Here is a 17,198-nt window from a genome sequence, read left to right as displayed (position 1 = left end):
TTACAATTCATTCATCGGAAAACAGCGCAGTTCGGCTGGATTTTTTTGCATTTGCGCGAATATTCAGCATAATGAAAAACTAGATCGACTTGGCATTTTTGTGGCTGTGGTTCAGCAACGGATCTGTATTAAATGAAAAATGTAAAAGCCAGGTCAGGGACAAAATAAAATAATGATGCGGAGCATCTGATAAAAGGAAGGTCGAGATGACTCAAAGTTGGAATAGCCACGGATTAAGAAAGTCTGTGCTTGCGACATTGATTGGACTGGCAGTAGCACAGTCGGGTCATGCCTTAAAGCCAATGTCTGATGAATCACTGTCTGAAACGACGGGTGAGGGTATTGCATTGCTGCCTGAAGATTTTAAAATGGTGTTTCAGGGCGCAAATGATGTTTCCAAAGGCTCGAGCTATGCATTGGGTCTGGCAGACCCATCCAGCTATGACACTGGTTTTATCCGGATTATTCCTACAGGTGAAAACTACGACGCACTGACTTCAGCCACTAAGGCGGATCTGGATAAACGTCGGACAAAAGCCGATATTTTTATCTATGGTCTGGCATTGTCCAAAAGTAATGATGATCTGAATCAGCGTTACAGCAATACAGGGTTTAACTGGGGGACAACCGCAAACCCCTGGCTGTTCCGTGCAGGTACGCAGAATACTCAGCAGTTCAACTCAGCAGCAGGTAATGTCGGTTATCTGGCTCTGGAAGCGCCTTTGGCAACCGTGGCTAAGGATGAGGCAGACAATGTTATTAAACAGGGTTTCTGGCTGGATGCTTTCTCCCGCTCATGGGGTTCAGCCAACACACTTAATCCGATTACAGGTGCTCCGATTGCTTCACCTGTAAGTGGTGATCCGACAAATGATACAAATCTTGATAAAAATCAGCGTATCCGTCTTCAGTATGTAGCCAATGGTTTAAGTCTGAACGGTACTCAGCTCAGATTGTTCCAGACTATGGGGTCAAATAATGCAGATTATAATAAAACCCTGGGAATGGCAGCAATTTTAAGAATTAACACCAATGATGATCCTTCAGGTCTGATTTATGAAGATACGGAAGCTAACCGTAAACTGCTGGGTCAGAAAGGTATCCGTATCGGTACTGCTGCTAAGGATGATCAGTCTGATGGTACATATTCGACACCAGCACTGGATGGAAGCAAAGCACCGCTCTTTCATGCAACTGAAGGAGTGTATTTATACAGTCCCAATGTAAACCTTGTGCTTGGAAATATGTATCAGCCTTATATTCTGTCTTCTGAAGGGAACAATATTGCACTGGAAGTGACCCGTATTCCAAATGTTCCTGCAATCTATAAGAAAATTTATACGTTTTACGATGATGCTGAAATATCGACAGGAAATATAGCAGCAAATACAACGTACTATAAAGTGATTGATGGAAAGTATACGCCTGGTCTGGATACCAGTAATGCTAACCGTTATAACAAAGGAACGGATGGAAAATATACCGCCAGTACGACTGGTAGTTATGTTCGGGTAGGTAACAGTTATGTCCAGCTGGAAATGAATGGAACTGCATTCAAGGCTTACAGCTCAACAGATTTAACCAATCTTAAAAAATCTTATGAAGGATCAACCTGTAACGTGGCGTCCTGTGGAACCAATGGAGCATCCATTACAGCAGGTACTGTTACCACTAAATATCAGGGCACAAATGCAACACACAGCAGTATTTCAGTGGGGAGTGTGGCTCTGGATCCTGTTACAAACCTGTTGAAAGCGAAAACAGATGCAAATTCTACCGGTGTAGTATTCAGAGGTCCTACAGGGAATGTAAACCTTGGATCAGCGGCAATTGATGGTGTCCTTATTCAGCATCTTAAATTTAAAACAACTGGACTGTAGGAGAGTGGATCATGAATAAACGCATAATTTTCACTCTGTTCATGGCGGTTTCTGCTTTTTCACATGCAGGACTGGTAGACCTGGACAATGATGCATTAACTCAGGTGACAGGTCAGGGTGGGGCGGATCTGAGCTGGACGCTGTCTTTGAACCATAAATATGCCAATGATATGAGCCTGTCCAGTATTTCAAAAATGGATGCAAATGGTAAGGTTACCGAGGCATATTATTCAACACAGTGTGTTTCAGACATTCTGTGTCGTGTTGCTGTGGCATTTAATAATCAGAAAGTTTCTGATCTGGACAAAAATGGAAATGCTCAACAGAAGTGGCTGGTTCTGAAAAAATTTCAGGGAACTTTGCAGGTTGATAAATTTCAGCTGGACGGTACCACCATCCTGAATAAGGACGGCAATCAGCAGTCCGCTATGAAACTGACTTTCTTAGATGATAAGCCATTAAAAATAAGGAATTTAGGGTTTACAAGTGCATCCATTGAAGTGGGAGCAGCAGGTGCTGAGCAGGGTTATGCAAATAATAAAGTCTACGGTCAGGGTGGATATGCAACCAATGCTGCAACATTTGATACGGGTACAGAAAAAGGTTTTATGGGAATGAATGTTCATGGAAACCTTCAGATGTCAGGAAACCTGAAAGTGTTCAGTTATAACTGTACTGGGGCGGCAGGCAGCCGCTGTTAAGCTGAGCAGTATAATAAGGAAGTTGGAATGAAAAAAATAACAAAACTGAAAATGCTGACGGCGTGCATGTTACTTGCGCAGCACAGTTATGCGCTTGAGCAACTGTCTGATTCAACATTGAGTTCTGTCACGGGGCAGGACGGTATTACCATCACGCATGAAGTCTCTAAAATAACAATAGACCAGGCAAACTGGGTGGATTTTTCCGATAACTCCAGTATGCGTTTAGGTCTGCATGGCGTGGAAGTAAAAGGCGTCAATAATTCCAATATTAAAAGCCAGATTGATCTGGATGTGGCAGGAACGACAAATGGTGCAGGCATACGCTTAGAAACAACCATTTCACCATTTGAAGCAACGATACAGAATGTGATGTTGTGTACGGTCTGTACTGTTGGTGCTACAGGTGCAGACAGACAGAGCCTGGGTTCTTTAATGCTGGCAACCAGTACACCTTTAAGTTTTTATCTGGAAACAACGAAAGGTCTGTTTGATAAAAACTCTTTGTCACATCTGAATTTTCAGCTTCAGAATGCTTCGATTACACATAAACTGAATGACCAGCAGTTAACTCTGAAAGATTTCAACTTTAACTTTGCTGCTGACGGCTATATGTATATAGACCCAAAAGAAGGAATCGTTTTAACAACTAAAAATGGCAATTCAGATCATGTAATCAACCTTGGGCGTGTTTCAGATACAACAGCGGTTCATGCAAGCCGTACAGGCGATGATGCTACAAACCCTGGGGTGAATATTGATCTGCGTTATGGTACTGAGCAGAAAAATATCATCCGTATGGGGGCGTCAGGCTCACTTGCAAACGGGAAAATATTTGTAAATTCTGACCAGACCGGTATCAGTAATTTTAACGTTACCGACGCAAATGGTGTTGCAGTTACAGCGAAAGGCTATGAAAAGGCAAATACAGGTATACATACAGGTTTAAGTGCTGAGTTCACTAAAGATGGGAACTCACTGATTAAAGCAGGTGAGAAAGCAACGACACTGGAACTGGGTGGAACTGGAAACGGTAACTATGCCATTGAATTTTCAAATCTGTCTCCATTGAACATTCGGACCAGTAATGATCCTTCAGTCTTAAATACTCAGAATGCATATCTGGATCTGGGTGATGTTTATTTAAATACCATGCAGGCAGCAAGCCTTGAGTTTGTTATCAGTAAAAAGTTGCAGAATGTACTGGGTGCTACAAGCCAAAACCTGACAAATTATATCAATGCGACGAAAACAGCGCAGAATTTTGCATTGGTATCCATTCGTGGTATGGATTTTCAGGCGATTGCCCGTAAAGCCCGTTTTATTTCTGATAACTCAATGGCTAAGAACGACACGGTACAGGGTACCTGGGGTCTGGGTCTACCGATTTACAACCTGAATGCAAACTTAGGGTTGTTTCAGCAGAGCTATACATACCAGGCTGAAACCAAAAATGGTTTAGGTTTCAGTCTGACCATGTCTACAGATGGTTATGGGATTGATAAAAAAACCAATGCACCAAGTACAACTTCTGTTCTTCTGATTGATGGTGGAGATGGCTCACATAATAAAATCTCAGGAACTGGGAAAGAAGAAGTTAACTACTATGCAGGCTTGAGAAATATTGATGCTTATCTTCAGGCAAATGGCGTGATTGGCTATGAAAAAGATGGGATCTATGTTAAAGCCAGTAACCTGTTGCTTGCAGCAAAAGCTGAAATTGCTATTGGACAGTTGCCAGGGTCTTTATATAACTGTGTGGGCACGACCACCTGTGAGAAAAAAGTCGTACCGATAGATAATTTTGGTCGTCCTGATGATGTGTTGTCTTCCATTGCTTTTAAACTGGATGGTAAGGGGGAACTGTTCATTATACCAGGTGTGGATGCAACTGTAGCAAATCCTGACAGTAACTTCCTGACAGTTAAAGCATCGTTCAATTTTAATGAACTGACCAAAGAGCAGAAAGCCAATGAAGCAGAAAAAGGCAGTTATTTGAGTATCATCAATGATGATTATACCAAATCAGGCGATGTCAGTACTTTGAAAAGCAGTTCAAGTGTTAACCTGAATAAGATACAGGGCAATCTGGCACTTGAGTCGCGTATCCGTATGAAAAAAGACACCGTGAGTATGGACAGTCAGGTTAATTTTAATCCGACTAACAGCATAGCAACACCTTTCCGTGCAGAAATGGCAATCTCTCCAATGGGGGGAATGCAGAAAGTTGCGGATATCGCCATTACTGGAGGAGTGATGCGGAGTAATTTTGGCATTACACCACGTTAATGTCCTGGGACTGTTCAGTTCTGAGTGAGCTGAACAGACAGATGATTTGAGTGATAAAAACAGATTTAATAAAAAATGAATTTAATCCGGGGTTTTGAAGTATAAGGGGCGTCTGTGGGGCAGACGGAAACATAAGTCAGTATGTTGAACAGGCTGTGCTCTTTTAAACATGGGGTTCAGAACTGATCAGTATATTTATGGGGAATCACTTTGAAGTGCTCACAGTAATACGATGAGGTTACTGAATAAAATTAATAATTTTTAATATTTTAAGGGAATAAAAATGAAAAAAAGTATTCTTGGGGCTATGGTTGCAATTGCCTGTGCAGCTGGAAATGCAAATGCAATGACAGAGCTGGATGATCAGCAGTTGTCACAGGTCGAAGGGCAGGCTTTGTTCAATTTAACAAGTACGGCGGATGCATCGCAGAATCTCAATTTTTTTAAGTTGGGATTGGGGGCTGTAATGGAGCTGAACAGTAATATCAAATCATTACAACTTGGGTGTGGTGGTTCCAACGGCTCTGGGGGCTGTGATATTGATATTGGCAATCTCTCGCTTTCCGGTAAGGCGGTTAATGGTTCCCGGGTTGATACTTCAGCTCAGCTCACTAATCCTTTTATAGAGTTTGCAATTAAAGGAAAATCTGCAGCAACACGTGAAGTGGAAGGTTTTCGTTTAGGCGCAGAGTCAATTTTAGGTTTACTTAGCCTCGGTGCAGAAAATATTGATAATCCATCAGATGGTCTCCGCTCATTCAGTGGCTATATGCAGGTCTCAGGAACCAGTGGTTCAACTAAAACAGTACCAACGAACTTTGGTGCTGTTGCTGGTCAGGAAGTAAAGGGAAGCGTTAAAGTTCTGGGGGGAAATCATAAAATTATGACAAATCTTGCGGCAACGGCAGGTAAAGGCTTTGCTATGCCTGAAATGACCGCCAATTTTGAAATAGGGGCTTTCACATTAACGGGTAAAAGGCAGACAGTAGTTAAACCTCCGAGTGTAGTGGCAAGTGTTGGGGATATTATTCTGAGTGAAGACAGTGGCAGTATTGTTGTTGATCTGAGGAAAGAAAATAATATAAATGAACCTGATAATGTTCTATGGGTTAATGACGTTACATTTTTTATGGGGAAAAATGGTGGAGGAACCTGTAAAGAAGATTTGTGGGCAGGTGTTTGTTGGTCAGGCAAATACAATGATACTAAAACAGCTATCCGTAATCTAAAGATTGATGTTGAATTTACTCAGGCATTGAGCATGATCCATAATATTGAGCTGGATGGTAATGGGGGTTATCTTTCACTTCAGAAATCTGCCATTAAGTGGTTAGGTGCCAACAGCGATGATATCGCACAGCCAGGGTGGTGGATGTCATTTGCAAAACCTGTTCAATTGGGAACTTTAGATGTGATACAAGCGACATCTATTGAAGATGTATTGCCTCAGGTGGCTTCTCAGGTTTCTGACTGGCTCCTGGCAAATCGGATTACGGTTTCAACTGGAGGGGCTTTGGGCTCTGCATTTGGTTTACCAATTAAACAGAATGTTGGACTGCAGGATCCAAATGATCCAAACTTACGTTATATCGATTTATCCAATTCACCGCATGCAAAACTGGCATTGAGTTCTCAGGTTCTTGCCAACCAGAACGTTATACCTAACTGCTACGGCGGTATGAAATTCTGCTGATTAACATGCAAAATATAAAAATCCCGCATTAAGCGGGATTTTTATATTCAACGGAAATTATTTTGCAATTTTTGCAAGTAATTCATCTTTGCTCAGGTTTACAGACTCTTCATCACGGCGACCTTTATATTCAAAAGTACCTGCGTCCAGTCCTTTTTCACCAATCACAATACGGTGCGGAATACCAGTCAGCTCAAGGTCAGAGAATTTCACGCCAGGACGTTCATTACGGTCATCCAGCAGTACATCGTAGCCTTTAGCCTGTAGTTCTGCATACAGTGCCTCAGCAGCTTCCAGTGTGCGTGGTGATTTCTGTGCATTCATAGGAACGATAGCCACTTCAAAAGGTGCAATTGCTGATGGCCAGATGATACCTTTGTCATCAAAGTTCTGCTCAATTGCAGAAGCCACTACACGGGTTACCCCAATGCCATAACAGCCCATAGTCACGACCAGTGGTTTGCCGTCATCACCCAGTACTTTACAGCCCAGTGCTTCAGAGTATTTCTTGCCCAGCTGGAAGATATGACCAACTTCAATACCGCGTTTGATTAAGATTGTACCTTGACCATCTGGAGAAGGATCGCCTTCAACGACATTACGCAGGTCATACACTTCTGTAAACTGAGCATCGCGCTCCCAGTTCACGCCTGTTGCATGTTTATCTGTTTCATTTGCACCAGCAACGAAGTCTGAAAGTACAGATGCAGCACGGTCTACAATAACCGCGATACCTTTTTCAACCAGTCCCTGTGGACCACAGAAGCCAGGAGTAAGATTGTATTCACTGATCTGTGCTTCAGTTGCAAACGTCAGTGGTGCTGCAATCAGAGGGTGTTTTTCAGCTTTAATTTCATTCAGTTCATGGTCGCCACGAAGGAACAGCGCCACCACTGGAATCTGACCTTTTTCATCTGCTATGCCCTGAACCAGTAATGCTTTAACAGAATGAGCCGGATCAGAGTTCAGGAATGCAGAAACATCAGCAATGGTTTTCTGATCAGGCGTATCTACGGTTTTGAGTTCCTGTGCAGGAGCAGCACGCTCACCGACCAGTACAGCTTCAGCCATTTCCACGTTTGCAGCATAATCTGAGTCAGTAGAAAAAGCGATATCATCTTCACCGCTGGATGCCAGTACATGGAATTCATGTGAACCAGAACCACCAATTGAACCTGTATCTGCCTGTACTGGACGGAAATTCAGACCCAGACGGCTGAAAATACGACAGTAAGTTTCATACATCACATCGTAGGTTTCCTGAAGGGAAGCCTGATCTGCGTGGAATGAATAAGCATCTTTCATGATAAATTCACGGGAACGCATCACACCGAAACGTGGACGGATTTCATCACGGAATTTAGTCTGAATCTGATAGAAATTGATTGGAAGCTGTTTATAGCTTTTCAGTTCGTTGCGGGCAAGATCTGTAATCACTTCTTCATGTGTCGGTCCAAGCACAAAGTCATTGGTGTGACGGTCTTTAAAGCGTAAAAGCTCCGGTCCGTACTGTACATAACGACCTGATTCTTCCCACAGACCTGCAGGTTGAGTCACGGGCATGAAGACTTCAAGAGAACCTGAGCGGTTCATTTCCTCACGGACAATCGCTTCAACTTTATTCAGCACACGTACACCCATCGGCAACCAGGTGTACAAGCCTGAAGCCAATTTACGGATCATCCCCGCACGTAACATCAGCTGGTGTGAAATGACTTCAGCATCGTTTGGGGTTTCTCTTAACGTTGCAAATAAAAAGCGACTCGCGCGCATGGAAACTGTCCTAAATTATTAAGCATTAAAGCAGAGATTATACGGTAAAAAAATGAGGTGAACATTCAGTAATGTCACCCCAGGGTAATCTGTTTCATTATGACATGATTTTTTTCATTTGGCGCATCATAAAGTTTTTAAAGTCATCCAGGTAAGTAAAGATGACGGGTACAACCACCAGTGTCAGCAGTGTGGAGGTGATGACACCACCAATCACCGCATGTGCCATCGGCGCGCTCTGTTCACCGCCTTCACCCAGTCCAAGTGCGAGAGGAACCATTCCCATGACCATTGCACTGGTGGTCATCAGTATGGGTCTGAGACGGGTTTTACCCGCAGCAATAATCGCGTCGTAACGTTCTGTACCTGCATCCATACTTTTCTTAATGAAATCAATCAGGAGAATGGCATTTTTAGTCACCAGTCCCATCAGCATAATAATCCCGATAATGGAAAACAGGTTCATGGTGGAGTTGAACAGGAATAATGCCAGAAACACCCCAATCAGTGACAAGGGGAGGGATGCCATGATGGCAGCAGGATGAATAAAGCTGTTGAACTGTGAACCGAGTACAATGTAAATAAAGACAATAGACAGGGTAATCGCAGTCATTGCGTAACCCGCAGATTCTTCCATGTCTTTGTTTGAACCCTGAGTATCAAAACTGTAGCCGGGTGGCAGTTTAAAACTGTCCTGAATTTTTTTGATATCAGCACCGATGTCTCCAGCAGGACGTCCTGCGGTATTGGCTTCAACCAGTACCTCACGAGCCAGATCACGTCGGTTAATCTGAGAAGCTCCCAGGGTCTGTTCAAAACGGGCAACACTGGCAAGTGGAATCAGAACCGCCTGTCCACTGGCATCTGTTTTCTGAGAACTCAGATAGAGGTTTTCAACATCAGCGGGCAGGCTGCGTTTGTCCTGTACCATGCGGACATTGACATCATAGGTTTCACCTTTTTCATCTTTCCAGGTGGTAATGTTATCACCTGCCAGTAAGGGGCGTATGACACCGGCTATCTGATTGACTGACAGTCCCAGGTCACTTGCCAGTACCCGGTTAATATGAACTCCCAGTGTCGGTTTTGGTTCCTTGAGGGAGCTTTCCAGGTCAACAATGCCATCCACTTTAGTAATTTCAGCCATAAAACGGTCAGAAATTTTCTGGAGTTCATCCAGGTCAGGTCCTTTAATTGAGATCATGACCGGTTTCTGTCCACCAGATACAGTTTCATCCGCCGATGCAACGGATGTAATGGTGATTCCTGCAACATCTTTCAGGCGAAGACGGAATTCATTGGTCAGATCATTCAGAGTCTGTTTCCGTTCCTGTCTCGGTGTCAGCGTGACACGGATACTGACATGGTTTTTACCTCTGTCTGTCACACTGTTGATCACACCATAAGTTGCACGGACTTCGGGGTGTTTCTGAATGATGCTGTCAACCTGGAGCAGTTTTGCCTGGGTGTATTCCAGTGAAGCATTGACTGGTGTTTCAAATTTAACCCGCAGTTCGCCTTTATCAGGTACAGGAACAAACTCTGTACCGATCAGTTTTGACAGTGCCAATGCACCAAGCAGGGATGCAACAGCAATGGCAAGAGTCACAGGGCGAAAGCGCAGTGCCAGTTTCAACAGTTTTTCATAATGATGACTTAAGTTGTCCAGGCGCGTGGAGATCCAATTGAAAAAGCGTTTAACTCTACCTGGTTTTGTATCTGGATTATGTTTTTCTGCCCAGTGCGCTGAAAGCATCGGATCCAGTGTAAAACTGACGAACATTGAAATCAGTACCGCCGTGCTGACCGTCACACCAAACTGAAAGAAGAACCGTCCAATAATACCGCCCATAAAGGCAACAGGTAGAAACACAGCAACAATGGTCAATGTTGTTGCCAGTACTGCAAGTCCAATCTCCTGAGTGCCATCCAGTGCCGCAGTGACATGGTCTTTACCCATGCTGGCATGACGGACAATATTTTCCCGCACAACAATTGCATCATCAATCAGCAGACCAATACTGAGTGACAGTGCCAGCAGGGTCATCATGTTTATGGAGAACCCAAATGCCCAGATAAAAGTCAGTGTTCCGAGCAGCGCAATCGGCAGGGTCATTCCTGTAATAACGGTTGAGCGGAATGAACCGAGGAATAGCAGTACAATCAGTATGGCGAGGATTGCACCCTCAGTAATGGTGCGGGCAACATCTTTAATACTGCCACGGATGCCTTTGGATGAATCCACCACGACTTTAGCTGTGATACTTTCAGGCAACTGTTTTTGAATGTCATCCAGTGTTTTGTAGGTGTTGTCCACGACCTCAATGACGTTGGAGTCAGAACTGCGCAGGATATCCACTGCGACTGCAGTTTTCCCATCCAGATAGGCACTGGACTCAAGTTCAGCCTGACTGTCGGTAATTCTGGCAACCTGCTTCAGGTAAATGGGCGCGCCATTTTTTGTGGCAATAATCATGTCACCAAATGACTGGGGGTGAATGACCCGCGACTTGATTTCGACCACCAGTTCAGATGCAGGCTGTTTTAATGTTCCGCCTGGAACTTCTATATTTTCAGATTTTAAAGTATTCAGTACCTGATCAATACCTATACCGTAACTGTTCAGTTTTGCAGGTTCAATTTCAATTCTGATCTGACGCTGTGCATCTCCAAGCAGGTTGACCGTTCCAACACCAGCAACCGTCCGAAGCTGAGGAACAATCCGCTGATCCAGATATGAGCTCAGATCACGCAGGGGCATACTGTCTGATTCAAAGACGATGGACATGACAGCACTGGCAGTCGGGTCATAACGTTCAACGACCGGATCCTGAATTTCATCACGGAATTCGGCCGTGACAGGGGCTATTTTGTCACGGACATCCTGGGCTGCAACGGCAGAGGGAACATCCAGGTCAAATTCAGCAATAATCGTGGACAGACCTTCACTGGACTGTGAAATAACCTGTTTTAATCCTGAAATGGTGTTGATCTGATCTTCCATTTTTTTGGTAATTTCAGATTCGACAGATTCGGGTGACGCACCGGGATAACTGGTATAAATAACGACAAAGGGGAAGTCCACATCGGGAAATTCCTCTACTCCCATGCGCTGCCACGAAGCCAGACCAAGCACCATCAAGCAGAACATCATCATAATGGTGAATACAGGATATTTGACACTGATACGGGTAAACCACATGGCGACAGTCCTTTGTAATTTTTATTTCGGGCTGATGGCCACTTCTTTATGGTTGTCCTGATCGGTGAACTTCACACGGCTGATCAGATCTCCTACAATCAAGCCCTGTACGACAGCACTGTTATTGCTGTAACGCTGTTCGATGACCTGAATATTCTGTTTTTCTATCCGCTTGTTGCGGATCACCCAGACAAAAGGCTGCTGATCAATATTTTGTATAACATCCAGAGGAATGATCTGTCCCTGTACCTGAGTTGCCGAGAGAATATTTCCCTCAACAAAGGCACCAATACTCAAAGACTGGACAGCTTTGTCAGGAACAGCAAAAAACTCAATCTGTCGGCTGTTCAGGTCTGCAACCGGAGAAACCCGACTCAGTGTGGCGCTCAGCAGGGCAGGATTTCCCTGAATGCTGAATTCAATTTTTTGACCAGGTCTAAGTGCTGACTGCAGATCTGAGGGAAGCTTTGCCTGTATTTCAGTACGTTCAGGGTCAATAATTTCAAACAGCGTCTGACCCGTTGCAACAGTCTGTCCAGGTTCAACCTGACGTACTGTGACCACGCCATTGATTGGGCTTAAAATAATACCGTCACGGTCTGCTTTCAGTGCAATATCAACATTTGCCTGTTGCGCATGCGTATTTTCTTTTTGTGCCTGATAATCTACAGCACTTTGTTCATATTCAACTCTGGAAATAAAACCCTGATTCAAAAGGCGCTGTTTCCTCTGCATCATATTCAGTGCCATTTTTTCCTGTGCCTGAGCTGCTGCCAGATTTGCACGGGACTGAGCAAGTCGTGCTGCATTATCCTGATTGTTCAGACGGACCAGAACCTGCCCTTGAGAAACACGTTGACCGACTTCGGCGCTGACCTGAGAAGCCGTTGCGCTGACCTGTGACTGTATGCTGCTGCGGTTAACCGCACGTATGGTGCCTGTAAATGCTGTTTTATGAACGGAACTGCCATTCTGAAATGCGACCAGGTCCTGCTGAATCAGTTCAATTTTTTGTGGTACCTGATTTTTTCCGGTTTCAGGTTCCGGTTTCTGGCAGGCGCTGAGTGCAAGTGTGATGCAGACCGTGGTGATCCGCACAGCTGAAAAAAACACTATGGATCGCTCTTTCATCGGGTACATCACTGTTTGCATACATCATTTCCTGTGTTCAGTCTGAAAGGTTCAGTACCCTTAAGTTTTTTATATTTATCACAAAAATCAAGTTATTCCATTGCTTTAAGTCTTATGATTATTTTGTCGTATTCCGCCTGCGTATTTCGATAGTTGGTTTGTAACGAATGAATCAGCTCTTTTTTCATCGTGATATTGCTTTGATTGTATTCCAGTACATTCTTGAGCTGAACAGGAATGGTTGAACCTTTACGCAGATGTTCCATTTCCTGTCGTTTGAACATGATCCGGTCATCCTGAAGCTGTTTCAGCTGATCCTGCTGAAAATTGATCTGCTTTTTGATGTACAGCAGGGCAGCGGTTTTTTTCTGTGTTGCAATCGTACTGTTGGTATACGCTTTTTTCAGTTTCAGGTCGGCTTCATTACTTTTGGCTACAGCAGCACGTTCAGGTGCTTTTTTGACATCAGCCTCAGCATTGTACGGACGGTTCTTGCGGATCACCTGCATATTGCGGTCGAGCGCCTCATACCCATAACTGATATGAGCTGGCGTGACACTGGTGCTGACATTGGCAACACCACGACTGTCATAATAGCGATACCAGGCAGCTTTTGGTTGTGGATCAGCTGCAAAAGTCTGAATCATGGACAGACTGAAAAAGATCAACAGAAAAAAACTGGTAACGGTTTTTCGCAGGGTCATAAATGGTGTTTCCAAACTGAAATCAACTCAAACTTTGAGTTCTGTTTTAAGCCGACTAAATTACTTATTTTTAAGTAATAATAATGTTATATTAAAACTAAAAGAAGGGATTGAAACCCTCTGTTCATCAAAAAAAAAACAATGATTGAATAAAAGTGTGAAGCTGTTAGTGCTTTCGTTTTAAAATGTAAATATGAGCGGAAAATGCTCATTGAAACAGTCGGTAAAGATATGTTAAAAATGTTAATAACTTGTAAAATTCATTCATATCTATGTTTGTACAAACAAATGGGAAGGGTCACTAAATGGACGACAATAAATTCCAGAATCTAAAAGTAATGGTGATTGATGATTCAAAAACCATTCGTCGTACCGCCGAAACCCTACTTCAGCGTGAAGGGTGTGATGTGATTACGGCAGTTGATGGTTTTGATGCACTGTCCAAAATTGCAGATGCAAATCCTGACATCGTCTTTGTGGACATCATGATGCCGCGTCTTGATGGATATCAGACCTGTGCATTAATCAAGAACTCACAGAACTATCAGAATATTCCTGTTGTCATGTTGTCCAGTAAAGATGGATTATTTGATCAGGCGAAAGGTCGTGTTGTCGGTTCAGATGAATATCTGACAAAACCTTTCAGTAAAGATGAATTATTAAACGCAATTCGTAATCACGTTTCGGCATAAAGTTAAAGTATATAGACCGTAAGTATTGGGGAAAAACATGGCACGTATTCTGATTGTTGATGACTCACCTACAGAAACTTTCCGTTTCAGAGAGATTCTGGGTAAACACGGGTTTGAAGTCATTGAAGCTGCAAATGGCGCAGACGGTGTGACAGTGGCTCAGGCTGAGTTACCAGATCTTGTGTTGATGGATGTTGTGATGCCAGGTGTGAACGGTTTTCAGGCAACACGCCAGATTGCCCGTGGGGAAACAACAAAGCATATCCCGGTTGTCATTGTCAGTACGAAAGATCAGGCAACAGACAGAGTATGGGGTAAGCGTCAGGGTGCCCGTGACTATCTGACTAAGCCTGTAGATGAAAAACAACTTATTGATGTGATCAATCACCATCTGAATGCAGGATAAGCTATGGCTGCAAATGGATTTATCGAATTACTTCGGCTGTCCAAGCGTGGTAACAAAAGCTATGCTGCATCCGAGAGTGAAGTAAGCCGATGGTCTGGTATCGCTTTTGAAATGATGGGGCAATACTTTGTTGCTCCATTAGGTGAAGTGGCGGAAGTAATTTACCCACCAGAATGCACATTTGTTCCCAATGCCCAGCCGTGGGTTGTCGGGCTTGCAAATATCCGTGGACGTCTACTCTCTGTGTCTGACCTTGCTCAGTATGTATCTGGTCAGCCTGCACAGTTTTCACCGGCACAGAAAGTTCTGTGCATCAGTCACCAGGACCATTATGTAGGTCTTGTAGTTGATCAGGTTCTGGGAATTCAGCATTTCAATAAGAAAAGCTTTTTTTCAAAAGCACCTGATCTTGATCAAGGATTAGAAGAATACTGCCAGGGATATTTTCACCAGCATAACCAGCAATGGCATGTATTTCTGTTCAGTCGCTTACTGAAAAATCCGAACTACATGAATGCATCTATAAAATTTATAAATTAACAATCGCAAGTTATACAGGCGAAATTCGGGGAGAAGGCTGTATGGGCTTTAAACTTAAGAAGAAAAATGCAGGTGAGGCCGGTAATCGCAAAAACGGTCAGGGTCTGTTGGCAAAAGTACAATCGCAGACGGATCAGTTATCCCGTGTTTTCGGTGACAGTGACAAGTCCAGAAAGTTTATTAAGATCGCAGTAGCATGTCTGGCAGTTGCAGCACTGATACTGTTATATCTGTTCTACAGTGTTCCCCGGAACAACGAATTAACCCGAAGCCTGGGTGAACTGCGATTGCTGTCTCAGACTATTTCGCGTCAGGCGACAGAAGCAACAGCATCAGGTACCAAAGAGTCTATTGATAAACTGGTGCAGTCTCAGAAAGCTTTTGCAACAAACTTTGAAACCGTAACAGATATTCATGCAAGAACCAAAGCATTGACAGATGTGGATGCAGAATGGAAAAAAGTTTCTGAAAATATTGATTTGATTGCATCACAACAAAAAATCATTAACAAACTTTATGATACAAACATCGCAATCGGCGAATCCATTCCGGGTATTCAGGCTGAATATAACCTGATGGTTGACCAGATGGCTCGTCAGAACCTGCCAAGTAGCCAGGTGGTTATTGCGAAAAACCAGGTATTCATTGCAGAACGTATTTTACGTTCCATCAGTTCAGTACTGACGGGTTCGGATAACTCGCGTGAGTCAGCAGATGACTTCAGTGCCGATACAGAAACATTCGGTTCATACCTTGAAGCTCAGTTGAACGGTAGTGCGGAACTGGGTGTGGAACGTCTGGCTGATCCTGCATTGCGTGAATCGCTACAGGGCATCAAGAGTGAATATGACAGCGTACTGAAATCAGCAGCTGCAACGGTACTTAAGAACTCAAACCAGATTGTAAAAGTACGTCAGGCTTCTTCTTCAATTTTTGCTCAGTCGGATTCGCTGCTGACAAACCTGAATAAGCTTTCTGGTGGTACAGGTTGGGCAACTGCAATTCCTGCACTGGGTCTGATCATTGCACTGCTTGGCTTCCTGTTCTGTGTATTTAAACTGCTTGGCTTGCGTGGTGAGTCTGATAAACAGCGTGTATCACGTTTACAGGAAGAATATGACCGTAACCAGAATGCGATTCTGCGTTTACTGGATGAGATCGCCGATCTTGCAGATGGTGACTTACGTTCATATGCAACAGTATCTGAAGACTTTACCGGTGCGATTGCTGACTCCATTAACTTCGCAATTGACCAGTTACGTGACCTTGTATCCCGAATTACAGAAACGTCTCAGGAAGTTGCACAATATACGGCAAATACGCAAAGCATTACCAACCAGCTAGCTGAAGCTTCTGAGCATCAGGCACAGGAAATTGCCGGTGCATCTGCCGCAATTAACGAAATGGCAATGTCCATTGACCAGGTATCTTCAAACGCAGCAGAATCAGCTGTGGTAGCACAGCGTTCGGTACAGATTGCATCCAATGGTGCTGACGTTGTAAACCGTTCAATTGAAGGTATGGATGTTATTCGTGAGCAGATTCAGGAAACATCTAAACGTATTAAACGTCTGGGTGAATCTTCACAGGAAATTGGTAACATCGTTGCCCTGATTAACGATATTGCCGATCAGACGAACATTCTGGCACTGAATGCTGCAATTCAGGCATCCATGGCGGGTGAAGCCGGTCGTGGTTTCGCCGTGGTAGCAGATGAAGTACAGCGTCTTGCGGAACGTTCTGCTTCAGCAACTAAACAGATTGAAACACTGGTTAAAACGATTCAGACCGATACTAACGAAGCTGTAATTTCCATGGAACAGACAACTTCGGAAGTTGTTCGTGGTGCCAGCTTATCCAAGGATGCCGGTGTTGCACTGGATGAAATTCAGGGCGTATCTTCTGACCTTGCAAAACTGATCGGAAACATTTCGGATGCTGCGAAACTTCAGTCTGCATCAGCGGGTCATATTGCAACTACGATGAACGTTGTACAGGAAATTACATCTCAGACTACAACTGCGACTTTCGATACAGCCCGTTCGGTATCAGAACTTGCAAGTATGGCGGAATCCTTACGTGAATCTGTAACTGACTTTAAGTTACCTGAATAATAAGGCTTGATAAGTGTGTTTATTCCCCGGAATAAACACACTGTATTCAAAGATAAAGTGTTGACAGGGAACC

Annotated in this window: 12 protein-coding genes; 8 read left to right on the top strand and 4 right to left on the bottom strand. The window is 43.7% G+C overall.

The features are described from left to right. Positions 1-206 precede the first annotated feature (206 nt). From CDG60_RS13680 to CDG60_RS13665, 4 genes are all read left to right on the top strand, one after another. On the top strand, positions 207-1,880 hold the full coding sequence (locus tag CDG60_RS13680) for a hypothetical protein (RefSeq protein ID WP_193853158.1): 1,674 nt from the start codon (positions 207-209) through the stop codon (positions 1,878-1,880). A gap of 11 nt (positions 1,881-1,891) precedes the next feature. After that, positions 1,892-2,581: a hypothetical protein gene (locus tag CDG60_RS13675; protein WP_087513325.1), complete on the top strand. Its 690-nt coding sequence runs from the start codon at positions 1,892-1,894 to the stop codon at positions 2,579-2,581. Between the two features lie 27 nt (positions 2,582-2,608). Then, positions 2,609-4,870 (top strand): DUF6160 family protein, encoded by a 2,262-nt coding sequence (locus tag CDG60_RS13670; protein WP_087513326.1) that lies wholly within the window; start codon positions 2,609-2,611, stop codon positions 4,868-4,870. A 283-nt stretch (positions 4,871-5,153) separates the two neighbouring features. Then, positions 5,154-6,563, top strand: a complete 1,410-nt coding sequence (locus tag CDG60_RS13665) for a hypothetical protein (protein WP_087513327.1) — start codon at positions 5,154-5,156, stop codon at positions 6,561-6,563. Between the two features lie 57 nt (positions 6,564-6,620). Here the strand turns inward: CDG60_RS13665 and CDG60_RS13660 are convergent, their stop codons facing one another. The 4 genes from CDG60_RS13660 to CDG60_RS13645 all read right to left on the bottom strand — a co-directional run bounded on the left by CDG60_RS13660 (position 6,621) and on the right by CDG60_RS13645 (position 13,316). After that, positions 6,621-8,336 (bottom strand): proline--tRNA ligase, encoded by a 1,716-nt coding sequence (locus tag CDG60_RS13660; RefSeq protein WP_087513328.1) that lies wholly within the window; start codon positions 8,334-8,336, stop codon positions 6,621-6,623. Between the two features lie 97 nt (positions 8,337-8,433). After that, positions 8,434-11,538 (bottom strand): efflux RND transporter permease subunit, encoded by a 3,105-nt coding sequence (locus tag CDG60_RS13655; RefSeq protein ID WP_087513329.1) that lies wholly within the window; start codon positions 11,536-11,538, stop codon positions 8,434-8,436. A 21-nt stretch (positions 11,539-11,559) separates the two neighbouring features. Beyond that, positions 11,560-12,669: an efflux RND transporter periplasmic adaptor subunit gene (locus tag CDG60_RS13650; RefSeq protein WP_406565316.1), complete on the bottom strand. Its 1,110-nt coding sequence runs from the start codon at positions 12,667-12,669 to the stop codon at positions 11,560-11,562. Positions 12,670-12,761: 92 nt separating this feature from the next. Continuing rightward, entirely contained in the window at positions 12,762-13,316 is a 555-nt protein-coding gene (locus CDG60_RS13645; RefSeq protein ID WP_087513360.1) for a hypothetical protein, read from the bottom strand. 362 nt (positions 13,317-13,678) lie between these two features. On the opposite strand from CDG60_RS13645, the gene pilG reads away from it, so the two are divergent. The 4 genes from pilG to CDG60_RS13625 are packed head-to-tail and all read left to right on the top strand — an operon-like array spanning position 13,679 to position 17,125. After that, positions 13,679-14,065: a twitching motility response regulator PilG gene (gene pilG / locus CDG60_RS13640; protein WP_087513331.1), complete on the top strand. Its 387-nt coding sequence runs from the start codon at positions 13,679-13,681 to the stop codon at positions 14,063-14,065. Positions 14,066-14,102: 37 nt separating this feature from the next. Next, positions 14,103-14,471 (top strand): response regulator, encoded by a 369-nt coding sequence (locus tag CDG60_RS13635; RefSeq protein WP_087513332.1) that lies wholly within the window; start codon positions 14,103-14,105, stop codon positions 14,469-14,471. A gap of 3 nt (positions 14,472-14,474) precedes the next feature. After that, complete coding sequence (locus tag CDG60_RS13630) at positions 14,475-15,011, top strand: chemotaxis protein CheW (RefSeq protein WP_087513333.1); 537 nt, start codon at positions 14,475-14,477, stop codon at positions 15,009-15,011. A 41-nt stretch (positions 15,012-15,052) separates the two neighbouring features. Continuing rightward, complete coding sequence (locus CDG60_RS13625; protein WP_087513334.1) at positions 15,053-17,125, top strand: methyl-accepting chemotaxis protein; 2,073 nt, start codon at positions 15,053-15,055, stop codon at positions 17,123-17,125. Positions 17,126-17,198: the final 73 nt, after the last annotated feature.

It is taken from the genome of Acinetobacter chinensis (genome assembly GCF_002165375.2).
Taxonomy (GTDB): Bacteria; Pseudomonadota; Gammaproteobacteria; order Pseudomonadales; family Moraxellaceae; genus Acinetobacter; species Acinetobacter chinensis.
Note: the sequence above shows the minus strand (reverse complement) of the source record. Positions and strands in the feature narration are given on the sequence as shown.

Excerpts from the sequence above, each read along its gene's own strand:
- CDG60_RS13680 (WP_193853158.1), top strand. The coding sequence starts at position 207 with ATGACTCAAAGTTGGAATAGCCACGGATTAAGAAAGTCTGTGCTTGCG.
- CDG60_RS13675 (WP_087513325.1), top strand. The coding sequence starts at position 1,892 with ATGAATAAACGCATAATTTTCACTCTGTTCATGGCGGTTTCTGCTTTT.
- CDG60_RS13670 (WP_087513326.1), top strand. The coding sequence starts at position 2,609 with ATGAAAAAAATAACAAAACTGAAAATGCTGACGGCGTGCATGTTACTT.
- CDG60_RS13665 (WP_087513327.1), top strand. The coding sequence starts at position 5,154 with ATGAAAAAAAGTATTCTTGGGGCTATGGTTGCAATTGCCTGTGCAGCT.
- CDG60_RS13660 (WP_087513328.1), bottom strand. The coding sequence starts at position 8,336 with ATGCGCGCGAGTCGCTTTTTATTTGCAACGTTAAGAGAAACCCCAAAC.
- CDG60_RS13655 (WP_087513329.1), bottom strand. The coding sequence starts at position 11,538 with ATGTGGTTTACCCGTATCAGTGTCAAATATCCTGTATTCACCATTATG.
- CDG60_RS13650 (WP_406565316.1), bottom strand. The coding sequence starts at position 12,669 with ATGAAAGAGCGATCCATAGTGTTTTTTTCAGCTGTGCGGATCACCACG.
- CDG60_RS13645 (WP_087513360.1), bottom strand. The coding sequence starts at position 13,316 with ATGATTCAGACTTTTGCAGCTGATCCACAACCAAAAGCTGCCTGGTAT.
- pilG (WP_087513331.1), top strand. The coding sequence starts at position 13,679 with ATGGACGACAATAAATTCCAGAATCTAAAAGTAATGGTGATTGATGAT.
- CDG60_RS13635 (WP_087513332.1), top strand. The coding sequence starts at position 14,103 with ATGGCACGTATTCTGATTGTTGATGACTCACCTACAGAAACTTTCCGT.
- CDG60_RS13630 (WP_087513333.1), top strand. The coding sequence starts at position 14,475 with ATGGCTGCAAATGGATTTATCGAATTACTTCGGCTGTCCAAGCGTGGT.
- CDG60_RS13625 (WP_087513334.1), top strand. The coding sequence starts at position 15,053 with ATGGGCTTTAAACTTAAGAAGAAAAATGCAGGTGAGGCCGGTAATCGC.